26 protein-coding genes, 1 tRNA gene and 3 pseudogenes are annotated in these 26,958 nt (G+C 37.5%); 6 read left to right on the top strand and 24 right to left on the bottom strand.

All coding sequences use genetic code 11. The annotated features are described in order from the left end of the window. Positions 1 to 139: 139 nt before the first annotated feature. The 11 genes from flgL to flgB are packed head-to-tail and all read right to left on the bottom strand — an operon-like array spanning position 140 to position 11,890. Complete coding sequence (flgL, locus tag CC99x_RS06800) at positions 140 to 1,945, bottom strand: flagellar hook-associated protein FlgL (protein WP_057622390.1); 1,806 nt, start codon at positions 1,943 to 1,945, stop codon at positions 140 to 142. After that, positions 1,946 to 4,606: a flagellar hook-associated protein FlgK gene (gene flgK / locus CC99x_RS06805; RefSeq protein ID WP_057622388.1), complete on the bottom strand. Its 2,661-nt coding sequence runs from the start codon at positions 4,604 to 4,606 to the stop codon at positions 1,946 to 1,948. Positions 4,607 to 4,613: 7 nt separating this feature from the next. Continuing rightward, the gene (locus CC99x_RS06810) at positions 4,614 to 4,934 is read right to left on the bottom strand and encodes a rod-binding protein (protein ID WP_057622385.1); all 321 of its coding nucleotides are present in this window, start codon (positions 4,932 to 4,934) and stop codon (positions 4,614 to 4,616) included. Positions 4,935 to 4,945: 11 nt separating this feature from the next. Further along, on the bottom strand, positions 4,946 to 6,037 hold the full coding sequence (locus CC99x_RS06815; RefSeq protein ID WP_057622384.1) for a flagellar basal body P-ring protein FlgI: 1,092 nt from the start codon (positions 6,035 to 6,037) through the stop codon (positions 4,946 to 4,948). Positions 6,038 to 6,070: 33 nt separating this feature from the next. Then, positions 6,071 to 6,778: a flagellar basal body L-ring protein FlgH gene (gene flgH / locus CC99x_RS06820; RefSeq protein ID WP_057622382.1), complete on the bottom strand. Its 708-nt coding sequence runs from the start codon at positions 6,776 to 6,778 to the stop codon at positions 6,071 to 6,073. A gap of 13 nt (positions 6,779 to 6,791) precedes the next feature. Next, the gene (gene flgG / locus CC99x_RS06825) at positions 6,792 to 7,577 is read right to left on the bottom strand and encodes a flagellar basal-body rod protein FlgG (RefSeq protein WP_057622380.1); all 786 of its coding nucleotides are present in this window, start codon (positions 7,575 to 7,577) and stop codon (positions 6,792 to 6,794) included. Between the two features lie 58 nt (positions 7,578 to 7,635). Further along, the gene (locus CC99x_RS06830) at positions 7,636 to 8,376 is read right to left on the bottom strand and encodes a flagellar basal-body rod protein FlgF (RefSeq protein ID WP_057622378.1); all 741 of its coding nucleotides are present in this window, start codon (positions 8,374 to 8,376) and stop codon (positions 7,636 to 7,638) included. 7 nt (positions 8,377 to 8,383) lie between these two features. Further along, complete coding sequence (locus CC99x_RS06835; protein ID WP_057622376.1) at positions 8,384 to 10,336, bottom strand: flagellar hook protein FlgE; 1,953 nt, start codon at positions 10,334 to 10,336, stop codon at positions 8,384 to 8,386. A 31-nt stretch (positions 10,337 to 10,367) separates the two neighbouring features. After that, the gene (locus tag CC99x_RS06840) at positions 10,368 to 11,042 is read right to left on the bottom strand and encodes a flagellar hook assembly protein FlgD (RefSeq protein ID WP_057622375.1); all 675 of its coding nucleotides are present in this window, start codon (positions 11,040 to 11,042) and stop codon (positions 10,368 to 10,370) included. A gap of 9 nt (positions 11,043 to 11,051) precedes the next feature. After that, on the bottom strand, positions 11,052 to 11,489 hold the full coding sequence (flgC, locus tag CC99x_RS06845) for a flagellar basal body rod protein FlgC (RefSeq protein ID WP_057622373.1): 438 nt from the start codon (positions 11,487 to 11,489) through the stop codon (positions 11,052 to 11,054). A gap of 2 nt (positions 11,490 to 11,491) precedes the next feature. Then, positions 11,492 to 11,890 carry a flagellar basal body rod protein FlgB gene (flgB, locus tag CC99x_RS06850; protein ID WP_057622371.1) on the bottom strand — a complete coding sequence of 133 codons (399 nt, stop codon included), beginning with the start codon at positions 11,888 to 11,890 and terminating at the stop codon, positions 11,492 to 11,494. A 245-nt stretch (positions 11,891 to 12,135) separates the two neighbouring features. On the opposite strand from flgB, the gene flgA reads away from it, so the two are divergent. From flgA to CC99x_RS06875, 5 genes are all read left to right on the top strand, one after another. Then, entirely contained in the window at positions 12,136 to 12,840 is a 705-nt protein-coding gene (gene flgA, locus CC99x_RS06855; RefSeq protein ID WP_057622369.1) for a flagellar basal body P-ring formation chaperone FlgA, read from the top strand. A gap of 75 nt (positions 12,841 to 12,915) precedes the next feature. Further along, a complete protein-coding gene (locus tag CC99x_RS06860; RefSeq protein ID WP_057622368.1) occupies positions 12,916 to 13,263 on the top strand; it encodes a flagellar biosynthesis anti-sigma factor FlgM in 348 nt (115 codons plus the stop codon). Positions 13,264 to 13,293: 30 nt separating this feature from the next. Further along, positions 13,294 to 13,758 (top strand): flagellar protein FlgN, encoded by a 465-nt coding sequence (locus tag CC99x_RS06865; RefSeq protein WP_057622367.1) that lies wholly within the window; start codon positions 13,294 to 13,296, stop codon positions 13,756 to 13,758. Between the two features lie 2 nt (positions 13,759 to 13,760). Then, positions 13,761 to 14,540 (top strand): flagellar brake protein, encoded by a 780-nt coding sequence (locus CC99x_RS06870; RefSeq protein ID WP_057622365.1) that lies wholly within the window; start codon positions 13,761 to 13,763, stop codon positions 14,538 to 14,540. 281 nt (positions 14,541 to 14,821) lie between these two features. Further along, a tRNA-Arg gene (locus CC99x_RS06875) sits at positions 14,822 to 14,897 on the top strand. A 39-nt stretch (positions 14,898 to 14,936) separates the two neighbouring features. Here the strand turns inward: CC99x_RS06875 and CC99x_RS06880 are convergent. The 13 genes and pseudogenes from CC99x_RS06880 to CC99x_RS06940 form a co-directional block, all read right to left on the bottom strand. Then, positions 14,937 to 15,920 (bottom strand): annotated as a pseudogene (locus CC99x_RS06880) (IS30 family transposase). Further along, on the bottom strand, positions 15,913 to 16,179 hold the full coding sequence (locus tag CC99x_RS06885; RefSeq protein ID WP_057625649.1) for a hypothetical protein: 267 nt from the start codon (positions 16,177 to 16,179) through the stop codon (positions 15,913 to 15,915). The pseudogene CC99x_RS06880 and the gene CC99x_RS06885 overlap by 8 nt, the downstream one beginning before the upstream one ends. A gap of 78 nt (positions 16,180 to 16,257) precedes the next feature. Continuing rightward, positions 16,258 to 17,556 carry a tyrosine-type recombinase/integrase gene (locus CC99x_RS06890; RefSeq protein WP_057625648.1) on the bottom strand — a complete coding sequence of 433 codons (1,299 nt, stop codon included), beginning with the start codon at positions 17,554 to 17,556 and terminating at the stop codon, positions 16,258 to 16,260. A gap of 55 nt (positions 17,557 to 17,611) precedes the next feature. After that, positions 17,612 to 18,301, bottom strand: coding sequence for a nucleotidyl transferase AbiEii/AbiGii toxin family protein (locus tag CC99x_RS06895; protein WP_057625647.1), 690 nt, complete (start codon positions 18,299 to 18,301; stop codon positions 17,612 to 17,614). Next, positions 18,298 to 18,846 carry a hypothetical protein gene (locus CC99x_RS06900; protein WP_057625646.1) on the bottom strand — a complete coding sequence of 183 codons (549 nt, stop codon included), beginning with the start codon at positions 18,844 to 18,846 and terminating at the stop codon, positions 18,298 to 18,300. The genes CC99x_RS06895 and CC99x_RS06900 overlap by 4 nt, the downstream gene beginning before the upstream one ends. A 351-nt stretch (positions 18,847 to 19,197) precedes the next feature. Next, complete coding sequence (locus tag CC99x_RS06905) at positions 19,198 to 20,181, bottom strand: IS30 family transposase (protein WP_057624734.1); 984 nt, start codon at positions 20,179 to 20,181, stop codon at positions 19,198 to 19,200. 353 nt (positions 20,182 to 20,534) lie between these two features. Continuing rightward, positions 20,535 to 21,032: pseudogene (locus CC99x_RS06910) on the bottom strand (helix-turn-helix domain-containing protein); the annotation flags it as partial. Positions 21,033 to 21,248: 216 nt separating this feature from the next. Then, the gene (locus CC99x_RS06915; RefSeq protein WP_057624735.1) at positions 21,249 to 22,274 is read right to left on the bottom strand and encodes an MvdC/MvdD family ATP grasp protein; all 1,026 of its coding nucleotides are present in this window, start codon (positions 22,272 to 22,274) and stop codon (positions 21,249 to 21,251) included. Then, on the bottom strand, positions 22,271 to 23,260 hold the full coding sequence (locus CC99x_RS06920; protein ID WP_141651906.1) for a HEAT repeat domain-containing protein: 990 nt from the start codon (positions 23,258 to 23,260) through the stop codon (positions 22,271 to 22,273). Before CC99x_RS06920 ends, CC99x_RS06915 begins: the two co-directional genes overlap by 4 nt. 43 nt (positions 23,261 to 23,303) lie before the next feature. Then, the gene (locus CC99x_RS06925; RefSeq protein WP_057624737.1) at positions 23,304 to 23,486 is read right to left on the bottom strand and encodes a hypothetical protein; all 183 of its coding nucleotides are present in this window, start codon (positions 23,484 to 23,486) and stop codon (positions 23,304 to 23,306) included. A gap of 771 nt (positions 23,487 to 24,257) precedes the next feature. Further along, positions 24,258 to 24,668, bottom strand: a pseudogene (gene rhuM / locus CC99x_RS06930) (RhuM family protein); the annotation flags it as partial. Beyond that, entirely contained in the window at positions 24,602 to 24,934 is a 333-nt protein-coding gene (locus tag CC99x_RS06935; RefSeq protein WP_057624738.1) for a M61 metallopeptidase family protein, read from the bottom strand. The gene CC99x_RS06935 and the pseudogene rhuM, both read right to left, overlap by 67 nt. 360 nt (positions 24,935 to 25,294) lie before the next feature. Next, positions 25,295 to 25,609, bottom strand: a complete 315-nt coding sequence (locus tag CC99x_RS06940) for a hypothetical protein (RefSeq protein ID WP_057624739.1) — start codon at positions 25,607 to 25,609, stop codon at positions 25,295 to 25,297. 818 nt (positions 25,610 to 26,427) lie between these two features. On the opposite strand from CC99x_RS06940, the gene CC99x_RS06945 reads away from it, so the two are divergent. Further along, positions 26,428 to 26,826 (top strand): hypothetical protein, encoded by a 399-nt coding sequence (locus CC99x_RS06945; RefSeq protein ID WP_057624740.1) that lies wholly within the window; start codon positions 26,428 to 26,430, stop codon positions 26,824 to 26,826. Positions 26,827 to 26,958: the final 132 nt, after the last annotated feature.

Below are 26,958 nucleotides of genomic sequence, written 5' to 3' on the forward strand. Positions count from 1 at the left end.
AGTATCGACACATTTTTTTAAAGGTTTAGAGATTTATAAAAAAATATTTAATTTAAAATATAAAAATAAAATGTATAGACATGCAGTGCAAAAGATTCTGCAATGAAGGAAATGAAAAATGTTATGTTTAAGTCAGTTTCTATAAGAAATTAAACAAAGACAAGGATTGAATACGCGCAAATGTTTGCTGAGATATTTGAAGCGATAGCGTCATCTGTGATAAAAGTGATACAGCTTCTGCGTAATCTAAATCTTCAATCTTACTTAATGCTTCTTGAGCAATGAACTTAATGTTGTCATTATTTTGATTTAATGAGTCAATCACATTTAATCGAGCACCAATCTGCGCTCTCACATTATTGAGTGAGGATTCTGCACTTTCCAAACTGTTAAGAAAGACACCGATCTCATAATCTAATCGAGCCGGATCATTGCCCAATACTTTAATATTGTCCGAAATATTTTTGGTGCTTGTGAAAATATTTTGTGTTGGCACTTGTTTGATTTCCACATTAAAAACATCACCAGCATTTGGTTCTCCTGTAATCGATAATCTTAGGCCATTAAACTCAATTTCTTGACCTGGAATGTATGTAATATCATCATAACCGGATAAGGGTTGATTTGGGTTTGAATCCGCAACAATATCAAAGGATGTGCCACCCGCATTAAAGATAATAGAATAAGTTTCATTAAGATTGTGCGGTACACCCACTACTTTTGCAGCACTAAAGACGGCGTCGCCACTATTGGTTGAAGTATTAATAGATCCAGCACTTAACCCAATATCACTAGGCAATGCACCTTGTATATTAATACTCTGATTACTGCGTAGTGTGACCGTCGCTCTTGAGACTTGGTTCAAGGCTCCTGCGCTCAGATCAAAATTACCAAAACTCGCAGCTGCACCACCCGCTGTTTGAAGCTGAATATTTCTACCGTCACCAGCCACTAAAATAATGGCTGTGCCCACGCCTCCTGGCTGAGTTGCAATAACCCCTGTTGTCTCACTTTGATTATTAATACTGTTCATTAAGGAGGCTTCTGTGCCTGTCGTATCTGTAATTGTCACGCCATTTAATACAAACTGACCAGAGGTAATCGGTTGACTATTAAAAATACCCAAATTCACCATATTCTCATTAACAATAGCATGAACACCATGTTCTGAATAACTTGTATTAATAGCAGTCGCTATAGCAATGCCACTACGTGCTGCATCTGTTGAAGAAAGACCATCGGAAATTGCCGCAGAGATGGCAATATTATTAATCATTAAATCACCGACATCTAATGATGGCAAAGTACCAGCATTGACTAAACCTGAACTTGCTGTGGTAATAGAAGCAATGCCACGACTTGTATTTAAATCCAATGAAGAAGTTGTCAAGTTAAAAAAAAGTGTCTTGCCCGTATCATTTGATTCAATAAAACTTGCATCATTCAATTGTATTGTTCTTTGCCCTTCATCACCCTGAAATACATAATCACCAGATAAGGATTTGGAAATAGCCTGTGTCAATGTTTTGAAACCAGAAAAAATATATTCGCCATTACCATTTTTAGAATTTGCCAACGACTCCATATCACCTAAAATAACCTGCATTTCATTTGAAATAGCATCGCGCTCAGTGCTTGATAAAGAACCATTGTTTGCTGAAATAGCCAACTCTCTCAATCTTTGATAATTATTTGTAATACTTTGCAAAACTGATTCTTCAAATTCAAGGCTTGATTTAGCTGAATTAGAGTTTTTGCTATATTGTTCAACTCTTAATATATCTTGCCTCAGCTGCAATGCACGAGATGCACCAATGGGATCGTCAGATGGCTTTATGATTTTTTTGCCTAAAGACGCTTTGGATTGAAGTTGGCTCAGCTTAGATTGCTGATTCAACATTCCTTCTACACTTCTTTGAAAATATTCTATGCTTGAAATTCTCATTTATCTACTAAACGCTCCAATTAAAGTATCAAAGAGACTACGAGCAACAGAAAATAATTGTGCAATGGCTTGATAACTCTGCTCAAATCTCAACAAGTTAGCTGCCTCTTCCTCTAAGTTTACACCTGATATGTTATTTCTTCTTGTTTCTAATGCATCTAAGAAACTTTTGCTGGCTTCAGAATTGGTTGAAGCTTGGCTGGCCTGAGATGCAATATCACTTACTGATTGTGAAAGGCTGTCTTGCAAGGTTGCATGACCACCACTAATAAGTTTATCGAGCTGTATTCCCAACATTTTGATACTATTACGATTATCACCACTGCCGTCTTGATTAAAGCCAATACTAAAAATATCACCAGATTTTGGAACCCCTTCTAATGATATTCTATAGCCTGGATCATAAACATAAGTTGAGTTCGGACCTGGTAAAGAATTGTCTACGACACCACTGATGGGAAAAACTTCATGTGTGCCCGAAGAAGGATCATAGATCTGATCAGGACCAATTTGCACACCTGGAAAACCATTTCCAACATTATAAACTCTAAATACAGTGTCAGAGATAAATTCAATTTGGATAGGCGGACTTAATTGTTTGGCTGTTTGAAAAGCATTTCCCAATCTAGATGCAGTAGATGCAGGTGTGCCCGAGGTATCCACCACATTGCTAACCTTCATTATTCCTGTACCAGTATTATTTAAAGAAGCCGAGGTTGCTACAGGATAGGCTAATGCAAGTTGCTTTGGATCTTTAATGATTGCTTTTATTTCTATAGCGGCATTTCTGGTTGGCAAAATAGCAAAACCATCACCGATATTCATGCTGCCTGATTCAACCGATATGGTCATCCCATCTACTTTCATCGTTGAAGAGGTAGATTGAACAACAACAGAATCATCAGACTGACGTCTTAAGGTATAAAATGTGCCATCAAAGGACAAACTGTAATTATCAAGTGTTAAACCTGAATTTTCAGTAGGTGTTGTGCCGCTATTAAAACCAATAGAGGATAAATTGTTTCCCGTAATTTTAATGGATTGGGTTGATGACAATTCCACACCCGCACGCTGTATTTTATCAAGCGCTATCGCACTGCTTGTATCAAAATTTGCAAAGGTTGCAACAGGCGTGCCTACATCACTCGTGAGTTGAATATTTCTGCCATCTTGTGCAATCAATGAAATATTTGAATTTCCATCGCCAATCGCTCGGACACCCGTTTGCGCACTCAAGGCATTAATATCTTGAAGTAATGTAGCTTCATCTGCTCCCGTTGTGACAATATTCACACCATTGATACTAAAGTCACCCGCAGCAAATGCTCCGGCTGTAAATTGCCCTAAGTAAACCACATTTGGCTGCGCTGTAGCTGTCACACCATGCTGTGTAGAGCGCGAATTAATCGCCGCAGCAATTGCAATGGCACTCCCCGTATTCCCAGCACTTGATACACTATCATCGGCCATTGTTGCGGCTCTTATTGAAATGCCATTAAGTGTCATGTTCCCAGTTTGCAGGCTCAGTAAAGATGAAGTGTCAATAATATTTGTGTCAGAAGAAAACACCTCATAGGGTGGTTTCGATGGATTATTAATATCATTAATAGAAACATTTAAAATTGCATTACCTGTATTGCTGGTGCTCGCTATACTTCTATTTCTGATGGCATCTATCGAATTAACATCAGAAAAGACAAGCCCGCCTTGAGCACCATTTAAGTCAATACCCAAGCTATGCTGATCATTCATTGCGCTTGCAATTGTAATGGCTAAACGCCCCATTGCATTAATCGTTGTCGTTAAAACAGAATCTCTCATTGATAAAAGAGCGCCCATTTGCCCACCAGATATATTGTTCGTAATAATCTGATTTGAATACGGCGTGGTAAGTACTACATCTTTTTTTGAAGGATCGATACTGTTGAGCTGGGTTCCTAAGGTGCTTGCCACGCCGCCCATTACAAGAGGCAAACCGCTACCAATAAACACATTTATTGAACCATCTGTATCTTGTATGCTTGAAACACTCACATATTTTGATAGTTCAGATAATAACTGGTCTCGTTGATCTAATAGATCGTTAGGTTGGCCAGAAGCGCTGTTACCACCAATTTTTGCATTAAGACTCGCAATATTCTGAGCAAGAGAATTTATTTCTGTCGTAATAAAACCAATTTTCTGATCGGTGCCAGACAGTTGAGATTGAAGTTGTCCATAAACATCATTAAACCTACCGGCAAGCATATTTACTTGAGAAATAAAAAGTTGTCGTGCAGGAATTGAGTTCGGCGTGTTATTCAGATCTTGAAGGCTTAAAAAGAAATTATTAAAACCTTGTACAACCCCTGTATTTGGATCTGCTAAGAGACCATCTAATTCACCTAATAAATTTGCAAGTGTTTCTAATTCATTGGCATTGCTTGTCTGGGTACGAAGTGCATCAATTGTAAATTGATCGACAATCCGACGTGTAGATAAGGCAGACACACCTGTTCCAATATATCCAGAACCTATTTTGTCAGCAGGACGCGTGACAAAAGTTTCAACTTGCCGACTGTATCCCGGCGTATTCACGTTGCTAATATTATGAGAGGTTGTATTTAAGGCTTTTTGTATAGCCTGTAAACCTGAGGATGCAATGCCTAATAAATCACTCATTTGTTACCTACTTATCTGAGCCAACTTGTCCCTGTAACTGTCTCATAATCACATCTTGCAAACCAATTGACTGCGTTTCGGATAAAGATAAAACAAGCTGCTTATCATACATATCTCTGTACATATCTTCAGAATCGCTGTCAAATAGCTCTGATTTGAGACACTCATCTGCCTCTCGCATACTCTTTAATACCATCTCAAGAAATACAGATTCTAATTGCTTTGCCACAACCGCCAAATCTTCTTTATTGTTGCCGGCTTGCTTTTCAAATTGCTTTAAAGCACTCATATCATAATAATTAAAAGTATCAGCGCGTTTAATATCCATATTACTCACTTTTAGATAATTTCAATATTTGCGTTTAAGGCACCCGCTTGCTTCAACGCTTCTAATATTGCCATCAAATCGCTGGGTGCTGCCCCTACTTTATTGATTGCATCTACGATCGAATCAAGCGACGCTTCTGGTTCTAATAAAAACATTCTATTTTTATCTTGAGAAACAACCACCTCAGATCTATCCACAGGTGTTGTAACGCCACCACTTAAAGAATTGGGTTGTGAAACTGATTTGGTTTCACTAATAGTAACTGTTAAATTACCATGAGAAATTGCAGCGGGTCCCACAGTAACATTTTTGCCAATCACGATTGTGCCTGTTCTGGAGTTAACAATAATGCGTGCAGGAACAACGCCAGGCGCAACCTCTAAGTTTTCTATGGCAGAAATAAAAGCAACTTTTGTTTCTATATCTTCAGGTACCAATACTTTAATAGAAGTGCCATCCAACGCCACAGCCGTTTTAGGTCCTACATACTGATTAATCATTTCAGAAACACGTCTCGCAGAAGTAAAATCAGATTGATTTAGATTAAAAATAACATGATCAGTCAGGAAGAATGGGCTAGGCACGCCTCGTTCTACCATTGCACCATTAGGAATTCTGCCTACAACAGGTACATTCACTGTTACCTTAGAACCATCATTACCTTCTGCGGACAAGCCACCTACAATAAGATTGCCTTGTGCAACTGCATAAATATTACCATCTGCCCCTTTGAGTGGTGCTAAGAGCAAGGTTCCACCTCTTAAACTTTTGGCGTTACCTAAGGATGAAACTGTTACATCCAGAGTTTGACCAGGTTTTGCAAAGGCAGGCAACGTACCGTTTAAAGCAACTGCCGCAACATTTTTAATAGAAGGATTTACATCTGGTGGAATGGTCACCCCTAATTTATTGAGCATGCTTTTAAAAGATTGCTTCGTAAAAGATTCTGTATCACCTGTGCCATTCAAACCAACAACCAAACCATAACCAACCAATTGATTGGAACGTACACCTTGTATGGATGCAATGTCTTTAACGCGTGCAGCATGGCTTTGTACTGAAAACAATACAACAAAGGCACTCATCAAAATTTTCTTAATCATTGCTTATCCTATCTCAAAATTCATATATGAAAATTACAATGGCCATAGAGAACTGCTCACAATTTTAGTTATCCATCCTGGCTTAGATGTATTTGTTAATGAGCCGCGGCCACTATAAGATATACGTGCATCGGCAATTCTATCTGATTCAATGGTATTATCAGGATGAATATCTTGTGGTCTTACAATACCAGCCACACGTATAAATTCATCACCATGATTAATGTTAATCCATTTTTCCCCTCGCACATATAAATTACCATTTGGCAAAACTTGTGTTACCATCACGGTGATTTTACCTGTTAATTTATTCTTTTGTGCCGCATCTGCCTCACCTTTAAACTCACGTTTGGCATCAATACTTGTTGCAAGATTTAAATTATCTGTGGTACTTAAAGGAATAGGCAATTGCTTAGGTAAACTAAAATCTGCAGTCGTTCCTAATAATGTGGGATTAAGAATGGTTGCATCAGATTCTTTTTTCAGCTTCGAATCAGCAGATTTAGAAGCGTCCATCTTTTCATTAAAAATAACGGTAATAATGTCACCAATCTGATGCGCTTTAATATCCTCATACAATGACAAGCCTAGACCCGGATGATAAATCGATCCCATATCAGGTGTGAGTGGTTTACGCACTTCTGGCATAACAGGTGCAAAGTTTGGATCGTTCGGGCTATCAAAATGTGCACATCCGACTAATCCAAGCATGCTCAAAACAACGAATCCCTGTCTAATCATATTACATCCTATTTTATAAATTTTGTGAGAGATATCGCAACATACCATCCACTGTTTCAACTGATTTTGCGTTCATTTCATAAGCTCTTTGTGTTTGAATCAGTCGCACCAGCTCTTCTACCACATTGACATTCGAACTCTCTAACGATCCTTGGGCAAGACTTCCTAATCCTGTTAAGCCTGGAGTACCTGTTGTAGGTGTGCCACTCGCTGCTGTTTCGGTGTATTGATTTTCACCTATTGGTTGCAAACCTGCGGGATTGATAAAATCAGAAATTTCTATGTTACCAATTTGTTGAGGTGTATTATTACCTTGTGTTAAGACTGACACTATGCCATCTGTACCAATAGTAATACTAACGGTATCATCTGGAACAGTAATATTAGGATCTAACAAATAACCATTGCCGGTCACTATTTGTCCCTGACTGTTCAATTGAAAGGAACCGTCTCTTGTATAAGCAATGGTGCCATCTGGACGTGTGATTTGAAAAAAACCTTTGCCATTGATTGCCAAATCCAATTGGTTTTGAGTATTAATCACTGATCCTTGACTAAATATTTTTTGTGTTGCAAGTGTTTTTACACCTGTACCCAACATTAAACCAGAAGGTAACTCGGTATTTTCAGTAGATTGACCACCAGGCTGGCGAACATTTTGATATAATAAATCTTCAAAAACAGCTCTGCTCTTTTTATAACCTGTTGTGCTCACGTTTGCCAAGTTATTAGAAATAACTCTAATATCTGTGTTCTGTGCTTCTAAGCCTGTTACACTGATCCAAAGTGCTGGATGCATGATTCACTCCTTGATATATGCGCCAACTCTCTAGGCGATATATATTATTTTTTTAAATTTACGATACCGTTAAGATTGATGTAGAAGCTTCGTCATTTTGCTCAGCTTGTTTCATCAATTTTAATTGAATTTCAAATTGTCTAGCTAAAGAAATCATATTGGCAATGGACTCTACCGCATTCACATTGCTTGCTTCAAGAAAGCCTGAACTAAGCGTAACCGAAATATCTCTTTCGAGTGTTGCATTATCTTTTGTGTAAATTAATCCATCTTCTTTCTTTTCAAGATTTTTAATATCTGGGCGTACCAGCTTGATTCGATCGAGCACAACTTGCGTATTGGTGGAGGAACCCAATGGCACATAACTCACCGTACCATCAATACCGATTTCAATTTTTTGAGCTGGTGGAATAAATATTTCACCACCCTCACCCATCACAGCTAAATCATTTTCCGTTAACAATTTACCATCTTGATCGAGTTTCAAACTACCATTTCGCATGTAAGCTTCTTTATTTTGTCCATTTAAAACGGTAAACCAACCTTCTCCTTTGATTGCCATATCAAGATCTCTGCCTGTTGGAATCAAAGCACCGGGACTAAAGTCTGTTGCTGCTTTTTCTGTTAAAGCATAGACCCGTGAAGGGAGCGAATCTCCAAACACGGGCATGCTACGAAATTGCGCAAGATCTGCCTTGAAGGCTGTTGTACTGGCATTAGCCAAGTTATTGGCATTCACACTTTGTGCATAGAAAGTGTTTTCTGCCCCACTCATCGTTACATACAACATCTCATCCATATTACTCTTACCTTAAATTAATAATGGTCTGTGTTACTGCATCTGATGTTCGAATCGTTTGCGCATTGGCTTGGAAGTTTCTTTGTGCCAAAATAAGCGCTACGAGCTGATCCGTGAGTTCCACATTCGAGTCTTCTAAAGCCCCCGATTGAATCGATCCTAAATCAGCAGTGCTTGCAGCCCCTATTAATGCTGGGCCTGATGCAAAAGTTTCAACCCAACTACTATTACCTTGTGGACTTAAACCTTGCACATTACCAAAGTTGGCAAGAGCTACTTGTCCTAAGGCTAGCGACTGCCCGTTACTATATCTTGCAATAATCGTTCCACCTGCATTAACATCCACTCCCGATAATCGGCCTGTTGAATAACCATCTTGACTCAACCCTTGCACAGCAAAATCTTCACCAAATTGCGTAGATTGGCTAAAGTCAAAATTAAGAAGTTGCGGGCCTGCAGCGCCACCAACAGGCACCCAGTTTTCAATGGAAATGGGATCTGAGCTTGTTTGGATGATGCCGGATTGAGGGCCTAAAGATAAACCAACTTCTCCAGGAGAAGTGCCACCAATGGTAATGCCACGGTTGTTTGTGGTTGCTAAATTATAGGTTCCACGTTGTGTCTGATTTAGCGCTACACCACCATTTAAATTGAAATTTGAAAATGTGGCGCCCCCTGTTGTACCATCTGATTCTAATTGAATATTACGCGCATCCGCTGTGGTCAAAATAACTTCACTACCTGGGCCACCTGGTTGAGTTGCAACAACACCTGTATTCGGTGTTTGTGCATTTACTAGATTTAATAAATCAGCATCTGAAGCAACTGCCCCCACAATGGCGACACCATTGATGCTTAAATCACCAGCGGCAAGCGCACCTAGGGTGGGAACCCCTATGTCTAAAACGTTAGGATTCGCCGTGGCAATTACCCCATGAAGATTGCTTGTGGCATTAATTGCCGCTACATTGGCAATGGCACTTGCCGATGCATCCGAGGTTGAAAAAATATCAGATGTATTTTTTGCAGCATCAATCGGTATACCATTAATAATTAATTCATTCAAACTCAAAGAAGGTATTGTTCCAGAATTTGCTAATCCTGATGCAGTACTTACCACAGGACCTGCGCCATAATATTGAGGTGGCGCACCCGTATTATTTACGATGAATTTTCCAGAAGAATCAAATACAACAGTATAAGGTGCTGGTAGTTGCCCTGCGCCATAGGCCACAGGCGGTGCACCCACAGGTGGTGTTGCTGCTGTTGGTGTAACATCTGTTCCATCAATGCCCACATAAACATTCCATGTATTTTGTGCAGGTGCTTTAACAAAATAGCTTGTTACAATATGAGAATTCCCCAAACTATCATACACGGTTGTTGAGGTTGATTTATTATAGCTAGAAGGATCCGGAGGATTAGCTGGCGTAAAACCAGTCTGAAAAGGAGAAGCGGGCGGTTTTGTTGATGAATCTAAGTTAACATCAATAGAAACATTACCCGTCGCTCTTGGGGACAGACTTGCATTGGTAATTTGCAAATCACCTTGCGCGCCCGTGATGGTACCTTGTGAATCTGCTAAAAAACCTCTCAATTTTTGATTTGAAGCATTTACAATATAACCATCTTTATCAACACCAAAGGCACCTGTTCGAGAATAAGATATCGAGCCATTATCGCTGAGAATAAAAAAGCCTTCGCCACTCACTGCCAAGTCCAAATTATTATTGGTAAATCCAATTTGACCTTGAGAAAATTGTTGAGTTACTTTTGAAAGCAAAATACCTGAACCAATCGCTGTGCCAGATACACCAAAAGCTGAGTTTGCATATATGTCCGCAAATTCAGCTCTAGACTCTTTAAACCCTGTTGTGCTCGCATTCGCAATATTATTACCAATAACACTCAATTCACTAGAAGCTGCTTTCAAACCACTTAATGCTGTATTAAACGCCATAACGACTTTCCTTCTAAAAATATTCTGATGTTTAGCTTATTGTCTTAACATCACTGATTGAAACTTGGCCTAATCCTGTAATATTGATACCCAAGGCTTGTCCATTTTTATTAATGCTGACACTTTCAACATTCGATGCCACGTAAGTATTCAATGGTGTTTCTTTCCCAAGCACACTTCCCGTTGCGGTAAGTGTGTATTTACCAGGTGCCACCGCCTGCCCATCGCTGTCTAAGCCATCCCAGCTAAATGCAAAATCACCTTTAGCTTGGCTACCGTATTCATAAGTCTTCACTACCTCGCCATTGGCATTACGGATCTCCATTCTCAGGTTATCCATTCTTTCAGTCAGCACCATTGAGCCCTTGACAGTTTCACCATTTGTGAGCATTGCTTGATTGGTTAAAACCTCAACCTTCTTTCCAACCAATGAGGTTGCTTGCAAGGCTTGAGAAGAAGATAATGCACTTGCCACATTGGTTAACGATTGCTCCATATTTTTAATACCTTCAACGGTACTAAATTGAGCCAATTGCGCTAAAAAATCAGCCCCCTTTTCTGGCTCTAAGGGATCTTGATTTTTAAGCTGTGTTACAAATAATTGCAAAAAGTCTGCGCTTTGCGAGTCTTCCTTTTTGTTTACTTGCGTTGGTGTACTTAAACCAATATCCGCTAAACTTACGCTCGGTATTATATTTGTAGACATGCCTTACCTCTAACGCCCTAATCTTATGGTTTCTTGCATTAACTGCTTTGTTGTGTTCATTATCTGCACATTCATTTGATATGTTCTAGAAGCAGATATCATATTTGCCATTTCATGAATCATGTTCACATTAGGCAAAAAGATATACCCTTCTTCATTAGCCATGGGATGCTCTGGCTCATATTTTGTTTGTAAAGCCTTATTGCTTTCGACAATACCCAGTACTTGAACACCCGCAGATTGATAATCACTGTCATCAAAAGCAACATCCGCTTCTGCTTCATTATTTAAAACAGTTGCAAACACAGGGTTACGTGCTCGATAAGTCTTATCTATACTGCTCGATACGCTGGATGCATTTGCCATGTTACTTGCAGTAGTATTTAATCTCACTGTTTGAGCACTCATGCCCTGACCAGCCACATCAAAAATTTGAAACATTCCCATAATTATTCGCCTTTTATTGCTGCTAATGTACTTTTAATTTTTCCATCTAAAAAACGTAACGAAGCAATATAATGCATCGTGTTTTCTGTAAATTGTGCATTTTCAATTTGAGTATCTACTGTATTACCATCTAAAGAAGCTTGATTCGGTATGCGATAAAGCAACATTTCTTCCCCATCGCTCATGTCATTGCCATCAGAGATATGTCGAGCAGCTGTGGTTGTAAGCATTCCAGCCTCATCAGACATGTTATCAATCACTCTTTTGAAATCGATATCTTTGGCTTTATAACCAGGGGTGTCTGCATTCACGAGATTACTCGCGATAATCTCTGCTCTTCTGGATCTTATGTTCAACATGTTTTCATGCAGACTAAACATTTGTTGTAATTCTGAAAGCATGCGCCTCTCCCTTTGACCATTTTTATTTTTGTCAGCAAACTAGTAATAGCAATTAAGATGCCAAATTTATTTTTCATATTTATCAACGCATTGTATTTATATCGATTTACAGAACTGAGAAACTGGCCGTAGGCATCGGCAATAGCTTGCCCATCCATCACAAAATGGCAATTTGGCATAGATTATGCTGGCATATAAAAGGAGCCATATATAATGTCAACTTGTTGACGGTTAGGGATATTCATATGATTGTTAAATTCTTACTCTTTGTACCCGTTTTGTATTTAGCCGCCTTAAAATCACATGCGAATACAACCAGTATGGATGAACTAAAAAACGCAGTTACTGACTTCGTTAAGCAGGATGTGCAAACACTCTATCCTAATAATAACGATTACAATGTGGTACTTGGCTATCTTGATAGTCAATTGAACTTAACAAGTTGTGCTCATCCTTTATCTATTAGCAAGCGTCATGGTGAAGTGAATCAAGGCCGATTAAGCCTGGACATTAGGTGCGAAAGCCCTACTGCATGGAAAATTTCTTTGCCAGTACAAGTACAAATATTCAAGACAGTGGCTGTTTCCAGCGAATTATTATCTAAAGGCAAAACAATCCAAGCCTCTGATATTGCCTTGATAAGACAAAATATTACAGCACTTTCTCAAGGCTATTATGAAAGTCCTGAGGATATCATTGGTAAAGTCATATCTAGACCTATCAGCCAAGGTACCTTAATCAGACCCAGCATGATTCAAGAAGCTGTTCTTGTAAAAAGAGGGAGTGCTGTAAACATTGTGAGTCACGGCAAAGGCATTAGAGTGCAGGCTATGGGCATTGCAATGCAAGATGGTATTAAAGGACAAACAGTAACTGTCAAAAATAAGGCTTCTAACCTGACAGTTGAAGGTGAGGTGCTCTCCTCTGATACCGTGGTTATTAATTTATAGCAGTCATATGATATCTTTCAACTATAATTGTATGGTGCTCGTCTGTGGCGACCGAAGTAAAAAGGAATTTAGTATATGAAAATAGATGGCAACAATCCTCTACTGAACCCAATGCTGTATGCTAAAACAGACGATGTCAGCAGCGAAAAAATAGCTGAAGACATCATAAGCTCAGCAAGCAGCGCTACAGAATCCCCCTTGGCAGACAGCCTACTGCAGATCACTGAAAAGCTTAAATTTCTAAATAATATTAGCAATGAGCTAAGCAAACAAAGCCCTGTTGATGCGGGGCGCGTCGAAGAAGTAAAACTCAAACTCCAAAACTTTGAACTAAGCATTCAACAACCCGGCGAAGCAGGTGAAAAAGCAGCAGAAAAGATTGCTAAAAAAATGATGGAAATGGAAAAATTTTTATCCAAATAGCATCTAGATAAATAGTAAGGAATTTTTATAATGTCTAGCCCAGAGAATCACAAAATAGTAGACGTACTATTATCTGAATTACACACTCAGCTTGAAGCATTGTGCAATACACTTACGCTAGAAAAAAGCATTTTACAAAAACATAAACTAAACGAATTAGAGCCTGTTTTAACACTCAAAGAAACACAATTTGATACTTTAAATATCACCATACAGAAATTAAAAAATTTATTAGACAGCCAAAACCTTGATTTCAACATACAAGGTATGGAAGCATTATTACAAGATGCGCCTAAAGATTTGATGGAGCGTTGGAATACATTTATCACTGTCTTACAACGTGCCCAGGAAACCAATCTGATCAATGGCATGCTTGTGATGGGGATGAAGAATTACAACGATCGTTTGCTCAATTTATTAACCCAAACTACAGAAACTTATCACCCAAATCAACAATCAAAACATCCTCTCTCAACACGACAACACAAGGTGTAATTATGTGGGAACGTATTAAGCATTTTTGGGGACATGCGCCTCAAAAGAAGCAAGAAGAAAAACCCACGCCTCATTTAAATCATTCAATTTATATTGAAAAGATATTACAAAATCTTATTAATTCCAGAAGCATGTTAAGCATTCATTTTCCAGGTTCCGCTGAAACCTTTGTAAGTATGCTTCTTGAAATTCATCCGAATCAAGAATATATCATCTTAGATGAAATCACGCCGATAGAAGGCCATCATCTTGCCATTCAAGGTAGTCCTTTTACCGTTGCTTCCAAAGAGCAAGGCGTGTTTCTTTCGTTTGGTACACGCATTATTCAGCACGCAGATCAGAACGAGCTGAGTTTCTATTATCTTCCCTACCCTAAAGATGTAAACTACAAACAACGCAGACAAGCCTATCGTGTTCCCGTATTGCACGACAATTCATTGCGCGCTGATTTATATTTGCCGAATCAACCTAGAATTTCTGCAAAAGTAGCGGATATTTCCGTTTCTGGTGTTCGATTGACTGTAAAATACAATATCACGCCTGTTGTTGGGGATATGCGCTTTATTGATCAATGTTTATTGATATCACCTTATACAAAACCAACTTCCTTTTCACTTGAAATCAGACGTGTTTATTATGATTTATCCCAGAAATCAACCATCTTATGTTGCCAATTTTTAGAGGTGACTGCAGATAAACAGCTTTATTTGATTGAATTGGTCGGAAAAATGCAGCAAAGCAAAATTATGAATCGCTTCAACGATGGCAAGAAAACAAGTTAATCAACTCATGAAATGCTTTACAGCTTTCTTTTTTACATGCTAAACTCAGTGTAGATTAACAACCTAGGATATATATAGTATGAAGGAAGAAAGCTTAATCAATGAACTTAAGCCCTATCAGCCTTACGGTATACCAATGTTAAAGTTTCTCTTTGGATTAACACTCATTTCTCTTGTAATAACGGCTCTTTATGAGTTTGTCATATAGCAAAAATTCCTCTCTAGCCAAAGCCTCATTATCCCTTTCTAGCAGCAAATGGGGTAATTATGTTGATTTTCTCGCCTCGGTGGCACAGTGGATAGCGCGGCCCCCTCCTAAGGGGCAGGTCGTAGGTTCGATTCCTACCCGGGGCGCCAGTGAAATCAAGGGGTTACAAACAAGGACAAGGGCGCATTCTAAGACCAAATGCGACAATCATTTTTGTGCTGCTGTATAAATAGCTCTTGAGGCGTTTTATAACCCAAACATTTTCTTGGGCATCGGTTCATTTTTAATGCTAACTCATCAAGCGCTTCTTGGCTAATTTTCGCGATATCCGTTTCTCTTGGCAAGTGCCATCTTAAGCGCCCATTCATGTTTTCATTGCTGCCTTTTTGCCAAGGAGAATGGGTTTGGCAATAGTAAACGCGGCACTTCATTTGCTCCTCAAGAAATGCATTATCAGAGAACTCACAACCTTGATCAAAAGTAATACTTTTACACATTTTGCTAGGAAGACCATCAAATTTCTTTTTTATTTTTTCCATCACACCTCGCGAATACTTCCGTTCATTTTTTATCAAAAATACAAGTCGGGATTTTCTTTCAACTAAAGTAGTCACCACTTTTTCTTTAACACCTTTAAACTGAATGGTATCGCCTTCCCAATGACCAAAACGTTCTCTTTTCTCTATTTCTTTTGGCCTTTCTGTGATTAATCGAAAATCTCCATACCGGCACTGTTGTTTTTGCCTAGTATAACGCTTTCTTCTTTTGGGCTGTTTATACGCTAAGCAATGGTATAGTTCTTTTCTTTTGGATTGGTATACAAATTGATAAATGCTTTCATGGCAAGCATAAAAAGTTAGTTTCTGGTATTTCATTCGTCCTGATATTTGTTCAGGACTCCAACCTTTTTTTAAACTTCTAGTGACATAATCACGCAAGACACCCTTTGTTTCAAATTTGCTAGGACGTTTTTGTTTTGCTCGTTCAAGCATCTTTAATTGAGCTGCTTTTGGAAAATAACCTTCTGGTTCCTTATTGCGTTTGAGTTCACGATAAATACTTGAACGATGTTTTGATAGCCTTCTAGCTATTTCTGCTTTGCTAAAACCCATTTCAAGTAAAATACATAAACGTCGTCGATCCTAGATCGACAAATGAGTATACTTACCCATGCGGCAGTCTCCTTTGCTCTTTCTTGTTCCCCAAGAACTTGAATATACAGCATTTTTTGACTGTCGCACTTCTGTTTAGAATTTGCCCCGAATTATATAACACATGCTCTTCTGCTTTTTTTATTGAATAATCTTGAAGGCCATTGTTGATTAATTTTCTCGCAAAGCGTGCGGTAGATGAATAGCCTAATTTCATAGCTTTAGCTTCTAAAGTTTCCTTTTCTTCGTCTGACAAGCGAATAGAATATTTATTATTCACAAGATAGTCCCTATTTGTTTTTACAAGAAATTTTATTGTAACATTTTTATTTAATGCTAGATAAAATGCTTATAAGACTTAAGCGGACAATAGCGGATTTACATGACTTATATCGGACACATACTGCTCAATAAAAGATCCCCATTTTAACCAAGCTTCCTTTTGTTCCTGGGCATATACTGCATGCTGATAGGTTGCAACAAGCTTGTTTAATGGTTGATGGTTGAGCATTTTTTCAATGACATGTGGTGCAGTCTTAAGATACTCACCCCATCCAGTGGCAGCAGAACGACGAAGATCGTGAACTGTGAAAGGTTTTAAATCTGCGAGTGGCGCAACTTTCTTAGTCCCTTTTGTACCCCTAAGCTTTGCAATCGTACTAGTAAGACTATCTTCGTGAATATGACAGTCTTGGCTTTGACGTCCCGTGTCAAACACGAATTGTGATTCACCTGAAATTTGTTTAATTTTTTTGAGAAGGCTTATTGCTAAGTCTGAAAGATAGACTGTATGTGCTCGACGATTTTTGGTTCTTTCCCAAGGTAATATCCAAATTCCTGAATTGAGATCCAATTCATCCCAACGCATTCCAGCCACCTCACCACGTCGTGCACCAGTTAAGATCAATATCTTAATTGCCGTAGACGACATAATTGACATTGTATTTTGAACGGCTAGTCCATTTTGGATAATGGTTCCTTGGTCTAATACTTGCCATAGTAGATTCAATTCTTGCAATGAAAGGACTCGATCGCGAGGACGGCCAGCGGTGGCCGAAAAATCCTTGGGCTTTAAAATACGGGCAGGATTCTCATCAATATAATGTCGAGCAAGCCCATAATCCAGCATCATATTCAAAGTAGTTAGTGCTTTGCGTGTTTCTTCTCTTGTCCCCCTACGTACCATCGCATCTAATGCTTGCGCTAGGTGTGCACGGTGGATATTCTTTGCCAAGATAGCACCAAGGGTGTTTTTAAGGTGCAAACGCCAGCGATCTTCGTGCTGTTTAATCCATTTTGGTGTTATTTGCGCTGCAATTTTGATATGTTCAATCCACTTATCAAATAATACCTGCATTGTAATGGCTTGAGCGTTTTGCACTTTAATCGCTGCTCTAGCTTGTCTTGGATCAATGCCTTCAGAAACCTGCTTGCGAAGCACTGAAAGCATAGAACGTGCTTCTTTTAATGAGACATCATTTAGTGCGCCAATTGTCATTTGTTGTAATTTTCGGCTGCCCGTTAAACGAAAACAATAGAGCCAACTTTTTGCACCTGTTGGGCGAATTCTCAGAAATAGTCCATTACCATCCGATAATCTATATTCTACGTTTTTAGACGCAGCGTGTTGAATTAATTTAGCATTAAGCTTACTCATTGATTCTGGGGTACCCTGTCCTCTGATAATAGGGTATTTTCCGCATCCCATTTCATTATTTGGCCTCGACTATTTTAGCAATTATCTTTTCAAGTCGTTCTACCCTTTCATCTGTCCCAGTTTGATAAGGTGACAAATGACCTGGTAAAGCGTTTATAAAATAGGTGTTTTTTTGATAATCTTTAAATTTCTTAACCAAATAGGATTTTAAATCTGATTCTGATTCAATTATCTCATCAAGCAAAGATTCTCTGCCATCCAATAGAGTAATAATGTCTTCTAAATCATGGCTACCATAGAAATCGTGCTCACCTCTACCATCGAAAGCTTCCATCTTAGTTGCTACAAAATATGGTGCTGTAATCAATAGTATATCTAATTCGGGCTTCAGAAAATGTGGCTTTGCATTCTTTATCGCCGCCTTGTACCAATAATTGCTAAATCCTAATATTTTTGGATCAGTTGGCATAACATCTAACGCTATTCCATCAATATGCCAGCGACAGATTACACCTGTACTGATATCATTTTTAAACCCTAGCTTTCGCAGCGCTGCTTCAATTCCAGCAAAAGATCCATGACCATATACTTCTACAATGGTATCAACATCCATCGTCGCTCTCGGTGGCAAAGGATAAAACTTATCCAGCAATAACTCGACAATACTGCCACCAACGAATACAAATTGCTTTCTCAATGTGCCTAGTTTACTGGCGATATGAATCACCAAGGGTATATTACTCACCTTGCCACCCTTTTACTTTCTACCAAGACTAATTTATCCAATTTTTCTATTAACAGATTTTGAGCAATACTTTTTTCCCTTGCACGTCCTATTCTAAGGGCATCAAGCAGGACCAATATTTCATGTAAATCTGGATCCGGGTACTGCGATAAAGCTTTAGGAACATTTTTATGCAAGGGTTCCAAGGCCACGCCACGACTTTTTCCCTGAGCATAAGGCCAAACAGGAATAGGATCGTTTCCAACAGCAATGATATGCTTTAACGGCTCAGCAGCATAAGCAGTAGGCAATCCAACCGTTAACGCTGCTGGCTTAACAGGAAAACAGTACGGTACACCAAACAAAATAAACTCCTTAAGTGCAGCATAAACAGGGTAGGCTTTTCCCTGACGTACCGTGAACAAATTGCCTTCAATCAGTTGTTTAATTGCAGCATTTACTTGTGAACTAGACAAACATAATTCTGCAGCAATCCCCATCTGCGTCCAGTCTTGCTTTGACGTCAGGATCTTAAGCCCTACTAACAGATCAATTGGTTTTAACATAAATGCCTCCTATTTAATAAGGATAGCACATTCTATATTCTGAATTCTAGAATAAAGAATGACAAACAAGTGTATAATCACTTTCACGCCCTTAAGCAAGCAGAAATTTAGAGCGCAAAGCCGTTTTGGGTATAACCATGGGTATAACCAAATCGTAGGATACAGGGGGATTTTACAGGGAGGAGCAGGACACAACAATTTATTTTTTATATATATTACAGCATGTTATAAACCATATAGGACACCACTGGAACTATTATACCTAGCCTCCTAAGGGGCAGGTCGTAGGTTCGATTCCTACCCGGGGCGCCAGTGAAATCAAGGGGTTACAAACAAGGACAAGGGCGCATTCTAAGACCAAATGCGACAATCATTTTTGTGCTGCTGTATAAATAGCTCTTGAGGCGTTTTATAACCCAAACATTTTCTTGGGCATCGGTTCATTTTTAATGCTAACTCATCAAGCGCTTCTTGGCTAATTTTCGCGATATCCGTTTCTCTTGGCAAGTGCCATCTTAAGCGCCCATTCATGTTTTCATTGCTGCCTTTTTGCCAAGGAGAATGGGTTTGGCAATAGTAAACGCGGCACTTCATTTGCTCCTCAAGAAATGCATTATCAGAGAACTCACAACCTTGATCAAAAGTAATACTTTTACACATTTTGCTAGGAAGACCATCAAATTTCTTTTTTATTTTTTCCATCACACCTCGCGAATACTTCCGTTCATTTTTTATCAAAAATACAAGTCGGGATTTTCTTTCAACTAAAGTAGTCACCACTTTTTCTTTAACACCTTTAAACTGAATGGTATCGCCTTCCCAATGACCAAAACGTTCTCTTTTCTCTATTTCTTTTGGCCTTTCTGTGATTAATCGAAAATCTCCATACCGGCACTGTTGTTTTTGCCTAGTATAACGCTTTCTTCTTTTGGGCTGTTTATACGCTAAGCAATGGTATAGTTCTTTTCTTTTGGATTGGTATACAAATTGATAAATGCTTTCATGGCAAGCATAAAAAGTTAGTTTCTGGTATTTCATTCGTCCTGATATTTGTTCAGGACTCCAACCTTTTTTTAAACTTCTAGTGACATAATCACGCAAGACACCCTTTGTTTCAAATTTGCTAGGACGTTTTTGTTTTGCTCGTTCAAGCATCTTTAATTGAGCTGCTTTTGGAAAATAACCTTCTGGTTCCTTATTGCGTTTGAGTTCACGATAAATACTTGAACGATGTTTTGATAGCCTTCTAGCTATTTCTGCTTTGCTAAAACCCATTTCAAGTAAAATACATAAACGTCGTCGATCCGAGATCGACAAATGAGTATATTTACTCATGCGGCAGTCTCCTTTGCTCTTTCTTGTTCCCCAAGAACTTGAATATACAGCATTTTTTGACTGTCGCACTTCTGTTTAGAATTTGCCAAAATCCAACTTAATTTTATAGGGTCCATACAGGGTCCGCAAAAACAACAAAATATTCTCATCTTGTTCACCACGATTCGACAGACCACCGTTTTGCCTTCCCTAATACAATACCCGAACAAAGTTTTTCTAATGACTTAAGAACAAATCTATCTTTATCTTGTATTAGCCAATATCCGTCATTCAATTCCTGTACATCTAAAATATTTAAGTCAACTAAACAATCAACATAATATTTTTGCTCTTCCCACCAAATCGAATAGAACCAATATAGCTGGATGCGCCGTTTCTATCTCACCACAAGCTTCATCATCGTGCTTTTTCTTCTCTAAAGCAGATATTTGTGCATCACTCAAAATAATCCCGTCGCGTGATACTTGTTCTTCTAGGGCGTTTAATCGCTTTTTAAAATTTTCTAGATTGTTTCGCAGCCAAATTGAACGAACACCGCTCCCAGATACAAATATGCCATTTTTTCTTAACTCATTGCTTGTTCGATGTTGACCATGGGCAGGTTGTTGTGTTGCATACGTTATTACGGCTTGCTCTATAGCATCATCTACACGATTTTTGATGTTTGGACTTCGGCGATTCTTATTAATTAGAGCATCAATACCGCCGTCTTCCACTAACTCTTGATAACGATAAAATGTATCTCGAGATACACCCATGATTTTACACGCTTTTGATACATTCCCAAGTTCCTCGGCTAAATTTAATAAGCCGGCCTTGTGTTTAATGATGGGATTGTTACTATATTGCATGAGAGTTACCTTTTTGTTTTGATTTTAAGATTAGACACCTTTATCAAAACGGGTAACTCTCTTCTAGTCAAGTCCTAGTGTCAGCTCAAGTCGGAACTAATACATGTAATACATTTTTAATAATTTGCATTATTTTTTAATGATTGCTTAAATTGACTTGCTCATTCTTCAACGGACTTTTGAGCACTGTTAATGACTCGCAAACTGTACTATTCACTACCTGTCTAAAATATTGGATAGTTTAAGTGATGGCTCATATTGACAATTAGAACCTCGATTCCCCATTGTTAAAACAAAGTCGCAGAAAGTATTCAATAATTTTAATTCAGGCAATAATTCTTCAATCCAAAGAAATTGCCCCATTTCATTTACTTCTAGAAAAATATATTCTCCAGCTGGCGTCACAATAAAATCAAAACATCCAAAAGAAATTCCCAATTTTTTCATGAGCTGAATACATTTATCATAAATTAAATTAGGTAATTTTATTTCACCAATTGGTATCTTTCCTTTAAAGTGCAAAGATCTCCAATCTATTTCAGAATGATTTTCAATTCTAACCGCTATACAACAATCATTAAAAAACGTTGCTCTTATTTCATATGCTTTTAAAACCAACGACTGATAAATACCAGGCGTCATTTGCAATACCTCTTGCTCTGGCAAAAAATCAGCGGAAACAATTGCTGTTTGTGAAGAAAACACCCCCTCTTCTTCTTGCCAAGAAAATGGCATGAAAGTTTTATAAATCACACCAGTGCATTTATTTTTAGCAAGAAAATCCAAGATCCGATTTTTATCATTACTGACAAGCGTATTTGGGATTATAAACCCTAATTCTAAAGCCAATCTCAAGTGTACAAGTTTACTATTCGCCATATGATAAGAAGAAAATGGGTTAATCCATACCGCTGATTCACACATAAAAGACCACAATGCTCTCATAAATGAAATACTTTCTTCTTTAATGAATTTTTCGTCATCAGGATGAATTGAATTAGGAAGAGTAGGTAATCTAGGTCGTCTAAACCAAACCACGTCTATTTCATTAAGATTAATGCTTCCCTCTTTAGTATATATTTCTATGCTAGATACTGGTTTGAGAAATAAATTTATTTTCTGCTTTAATAAAAACTCACCAGGATCCCATCGAATTCCTTGTGCTCCCTTCATCTCTAAGGCTCTTGATACGATTCGAGCATGAGCATCTTCTTTATCAGCTAAAATTAAAATTTTTTTCATGCTTTGTTTATATCTATATTCTTTAATATCTCTTTAGCTATTCCACCCGCATTAGGCAGAATACTCGTTTCTGCAATTTCATTAAGCGTTGCCATGCAATTTTGATCAATTACATTTATAGCATTGGGATTTTTGCTGACAATTGCATTCAGTGAATATAAAGCTTTATTTCTATCTGCATGTGATGGCAATGCTGCTTGTTTGCAAAAAGCGTTTACACCTTTCTCAAGAACAATGTCTTTCAAAGCACCACCAGCCATGTGCTCGAGATATATAGAAAGGGTTCGAGCGACATCATTTCGAACGAATGCATTTGGATCATTTAAAAACTCTCTATCGATGATATACTGAACAATCTCGGGGGATTGAGACCATGATAAAAGTCTAGCGGCTAAAGCACGTAATTCAGCATCATTAGAATACTCGATAACATCTAGTAAGTTCTGGCTATTAGGTCTTGCCAGCTTTGAAAGAGGTTCAGCAAGTGCATGCAATTCAGGATCGTCAAAATCAAGATATCCTTTATCAAAATTTTCCAGAGAAAATATACCACTTGATACCTTAGAGCAATACAGCGTATCAAATTTATTATAGAAGTCTAATAATTCACTATTGATTTTGACATTATTTCTTATTGATTTAGGAATTTCCCTGAATAAATAGTCATTATTCTTTTTTATAAATTCAACATCATAATAGAATTTTCCTCCATCATATCCAATAAAACTACACGTAACTTTATTATTTTCAAATTCAGATCGTATTACATCGCACCATTTTTTATATTCATCTGAATTCGCTGAGCTAAATAGTTCCCCTTCATTTATTGGAATAATGCTTCTTACTCGAGCAGCTGTTTTGGGATCACAGCCCATTACTTCAACACCAATCCATTTTCCTTCGAAATTATTTGTAATTTCGGCAGCCAATACATTGCTTTGAAATAAAAAGATAAATAGCAGAAAAATAATTTGAAAATACATCATATATCTCTCTAAGCAACATCCTTGTCGTGTATTATGATATATCCTATATATTACACTCAACATCCGCTCTGGGATAACTTGTGTAGACACAATCTGCTTTTCCAGCAGAAATCCGTTGCACTTCTTCTGAGGTTAGCTTTCTACTAATAAGTCTAGCTAGAACTCTATTGTGAGAATCAGTTAATTGAGGCTTCTTAGGCGAGTTAATATTTTTTTGATCTTTCATAAAAATACTCCTTTACATATAGATCTCTAAAACATACATACAACTTTCAGTTTATCTAAAGTCCAATGCCCTGAAAGTTTTTCAAATCCTACACTACTTCCCTACCTCTTACAACTGAAAGAGAGCAATCAAACAATAACAAGACATATATGAATCATATCAAGGTTAAGTTGCAGACATACATTCGACCTCTGAACGTAAGCTCTACACACTGCTCATAAATCACATAAATCATCAAATCCAACTAAATAGTTGTAGTTTATCGAAAGCTGCCCAACATTTTATGTGATATTATGAACTATCGGCACCAGGAAAATAATACTTGATTGCATGCATAATTTTCAAAGCTTAATTTTCTTTAGAGTTTGAAAAAAGACTTTCTTTATCCAAACATTTAATTATATAGCCCACTATATATTCTATCGGCATTCGGTATATTGCACTCAATATCACTATTTTCAATCAAATCTTTAACAGATTTGTCTATATTTTTCCATGTGCGCGACATTTCGTACTGAGTATATGGATGCTTCATAATATTTATCTTTTTATATCCCAATTTTATTCACATAAAAATCAATTTTTATAATCATCACACAGACTTGCATATCTCATTTTTATCAAAAAAAAAAAAAAAAAATCATAAGTACTCTTTAATGCTTCTATATGGATCTGTCTCTCGCTTAGGGTATGTTGGATTAATTTGGTGTTAAGTTTGCTCATTTATTCTGGCATACCTACTTTAAAATCCCGGCTTAATTGCTTAAACATCTATGAACCTTCGCTTTCATTTTTTACTATTTGCTTTTCAAGAGCTTTGGTTTCTCTATCAAAATCAGATTCAAATAATTTATCTTGAATAATACGATATCTTTCGAACTCGCTTTCTGCATGATCCTTTGCTATTTTTGCACTTATTTTTCCTGCATCTTTTAAGACCACACGGTCATCAAATTCTAAAAATTTATCCAAACGTGTTGCCCAATCTTCCATAGTCATTGGTATTTTTCGTTTCGCTCGCTCTTCGGCAAGTTCTAAGTAAGCGTTAACAATTTTACCAAGAGATTCTAATTCTTCACTGGTAAGATAATTTTTAGCTATGGAGACATCGGTTTTTAGTATTTTTCCATCGGGTGCGCCTTCCCAAGTAGTAAGCCCCATATTGTCTTTGGTGCTGTCTGCAAACCAAAATAATCAGTGAAACCCTCAAAAAACCAACGATATTTGTGGCGTAGGTTAAGTGGTATTTCTAATTTGCTTCCAAGCCAGCTGTGAAAGAGTTCATGCGATAAAAGATATATAACCTTAAAACGTTTTTCTTTGGGACCATCTGGAAATACGAAGGTTAAACAATTTTTAGAATGAGTTCCATAAACAGATGGATGTGTAACTTTGTTAGATTGTTGTGCCAAAGAGATCACATAAGGTGGGAAATCTTTATCTTGCATTTTCTTTCTTTGAAAATTAATTAAATCATTAATGAATGGCTTAAGACTTAAATTATCAAATAACGACCAGCGAGCATTTTCTATAATTGTTACGGGTTGAGCGTGAATGGTAAAGGGAAGATTGTATTTCCCAATAAATTGTGAGGATAAAATCTTTTCAATAGGGCTTGTGAAGGTAAAAATTTTATTTTTACCAAAATCAGAAAAAAGAGAAAAGTTGTCAGGCAGCGCAGAAAAATCAAAGGTAACGCGAGCTATCTGAGTGGGCGACAGTTCAGGGTATACAAGTAAATTAAGTGAGTAAAGGTGAAAGTACTGGCTTTGTATAAAATGAAGATGGGTTTCACTAGAAGATTCATCTTAGCATAATTCGTAAGAAGCCTCTATTTCTGCGTTTGGAGCATGTGATAATTTAGTTTTAGAGCTATTAAACTCTAGTACTTGTATGCCACCCTCTGCATTATAGTTTATTTTTCCTTCCCTTAATTGAGAAAAAGAAGCCCATGGCGTCATGATATGAGTGATGCCCTTGTGATCGCCATTAAAAGTAGATGTTATTTGTATACAAAAATCGGATTTTTTAATTTGATATTGTATCTCAGGAATAGCAGAAGATGAAAATGCAGCGCTACTGATAATGAGTAGAACTGCTAGAGTGATTATGCTTCTAAACATAGCTAGGTATTTATTATCAGAAGAAATTGAGCAGCCTTAGCTACATTGCGATGAAACATAGCTTCTCTCAAGCTAAGTTTTTTTTCGTTGTCGATGCTTCATGTGAATCTTTTTTCATTTACATATTCCTCATCAAAATATTCCAAATCTCTGGACTAACAAAATTAAAAAAACAGATATTCATTCCAAGGCAGTGGGTACAGATAAAATTCTGTGTATAGCTGAGAAAAAGAGAAAAGCCTGCATGCTGTCTGAATCCCACAAAATCACCAGAAAATTTTCTGAAAAATTCATTTTACTTTTAAGCAGATTATTAAAATAAAATGATTTTACAAACTCAAGGACTTCAATGAGCATGTTTAGTTGAAGTCTTCAAAGTTTAGAAAAATCATCACTACTTCAGCTGCATGATAATTCTAAAAAAAGACGCGATTATAGGGGACAGAATTGCATAAAACAATTTATATGGTCTAAATTGTTTCATTTAATTAAGATTGCAAAAAATATTATAGGCTCTTGCAAGAGATATGCCCGAATTAGCGTGAGAGATCAGCCATTAAAAAAATATATCAATTAACAATCTAGATCTCTAAATCAATATGAAGATATATAGGATTATATAGTTCCTCTCCCATTAGCAAATATCATCATCAAAATATACAAGCCATTATGGCTATTGCGCGCCTTTCAGAAAGGATATGCATTTGAAATAGATAAACCTCAACACGCTTGACTACTGTCAATTTGCAACTTAAAGTACCACGCTGCAACGCAATAGTATTCAGCTATCTAAAATATAATCAGTTTTTGAGGTTCAAATGATTAGAAATATAATTCTATTATTCACACTTGTTGCTTTGACGGGTTGTGCAACGATTTTCACGGGATCGACCAGTAATGTACAACTACGCGTAGTAGATGCACAAACAAACACGTTGTTAGACAACGTTACATGTTCCATCACTGATAATGAAGGGATGGTATACTTAGTTAATAGCAACCCAGGTAATGTCATTGCGAATAAAGGAAAAGGTGTTTTGCGCGTTGACTGCCAAAAGCCTGGCTATGTGCAACAAAATATGGGTATTTCTCAAAATATCAATGGCGTGACCTTTATTAATGTGCTTTTCTGGCCTGGATTCATTGTTGATGCACTTACTGGCACAATTCACAAATATCCTGCTCAAGCGACTATTCAAATGAAAAAAGAAGGTTAAATACACATAAATAAAATCCCACGAGACGTTCTGTCTCATGTCTCGTGGGCTACATTTGTAAAAGATCAATTCACCTTATCTTTTAAAATTAGTGTTTTCCACTAACTGGTTAAGAATATCTAACTTACCGTG

The sequence above is a fragment of the Candidatus Berkiella cookevillensis genome (assembly GCF_001431315.2).
Taxonomy (GTDB): domain Bacteria; phylum Pseudomonadota; class Gammaproteobacteria; order Berkiellales; family Berkiellaceae; genus Berkiella_A; species Berkiella_A cookevillensis.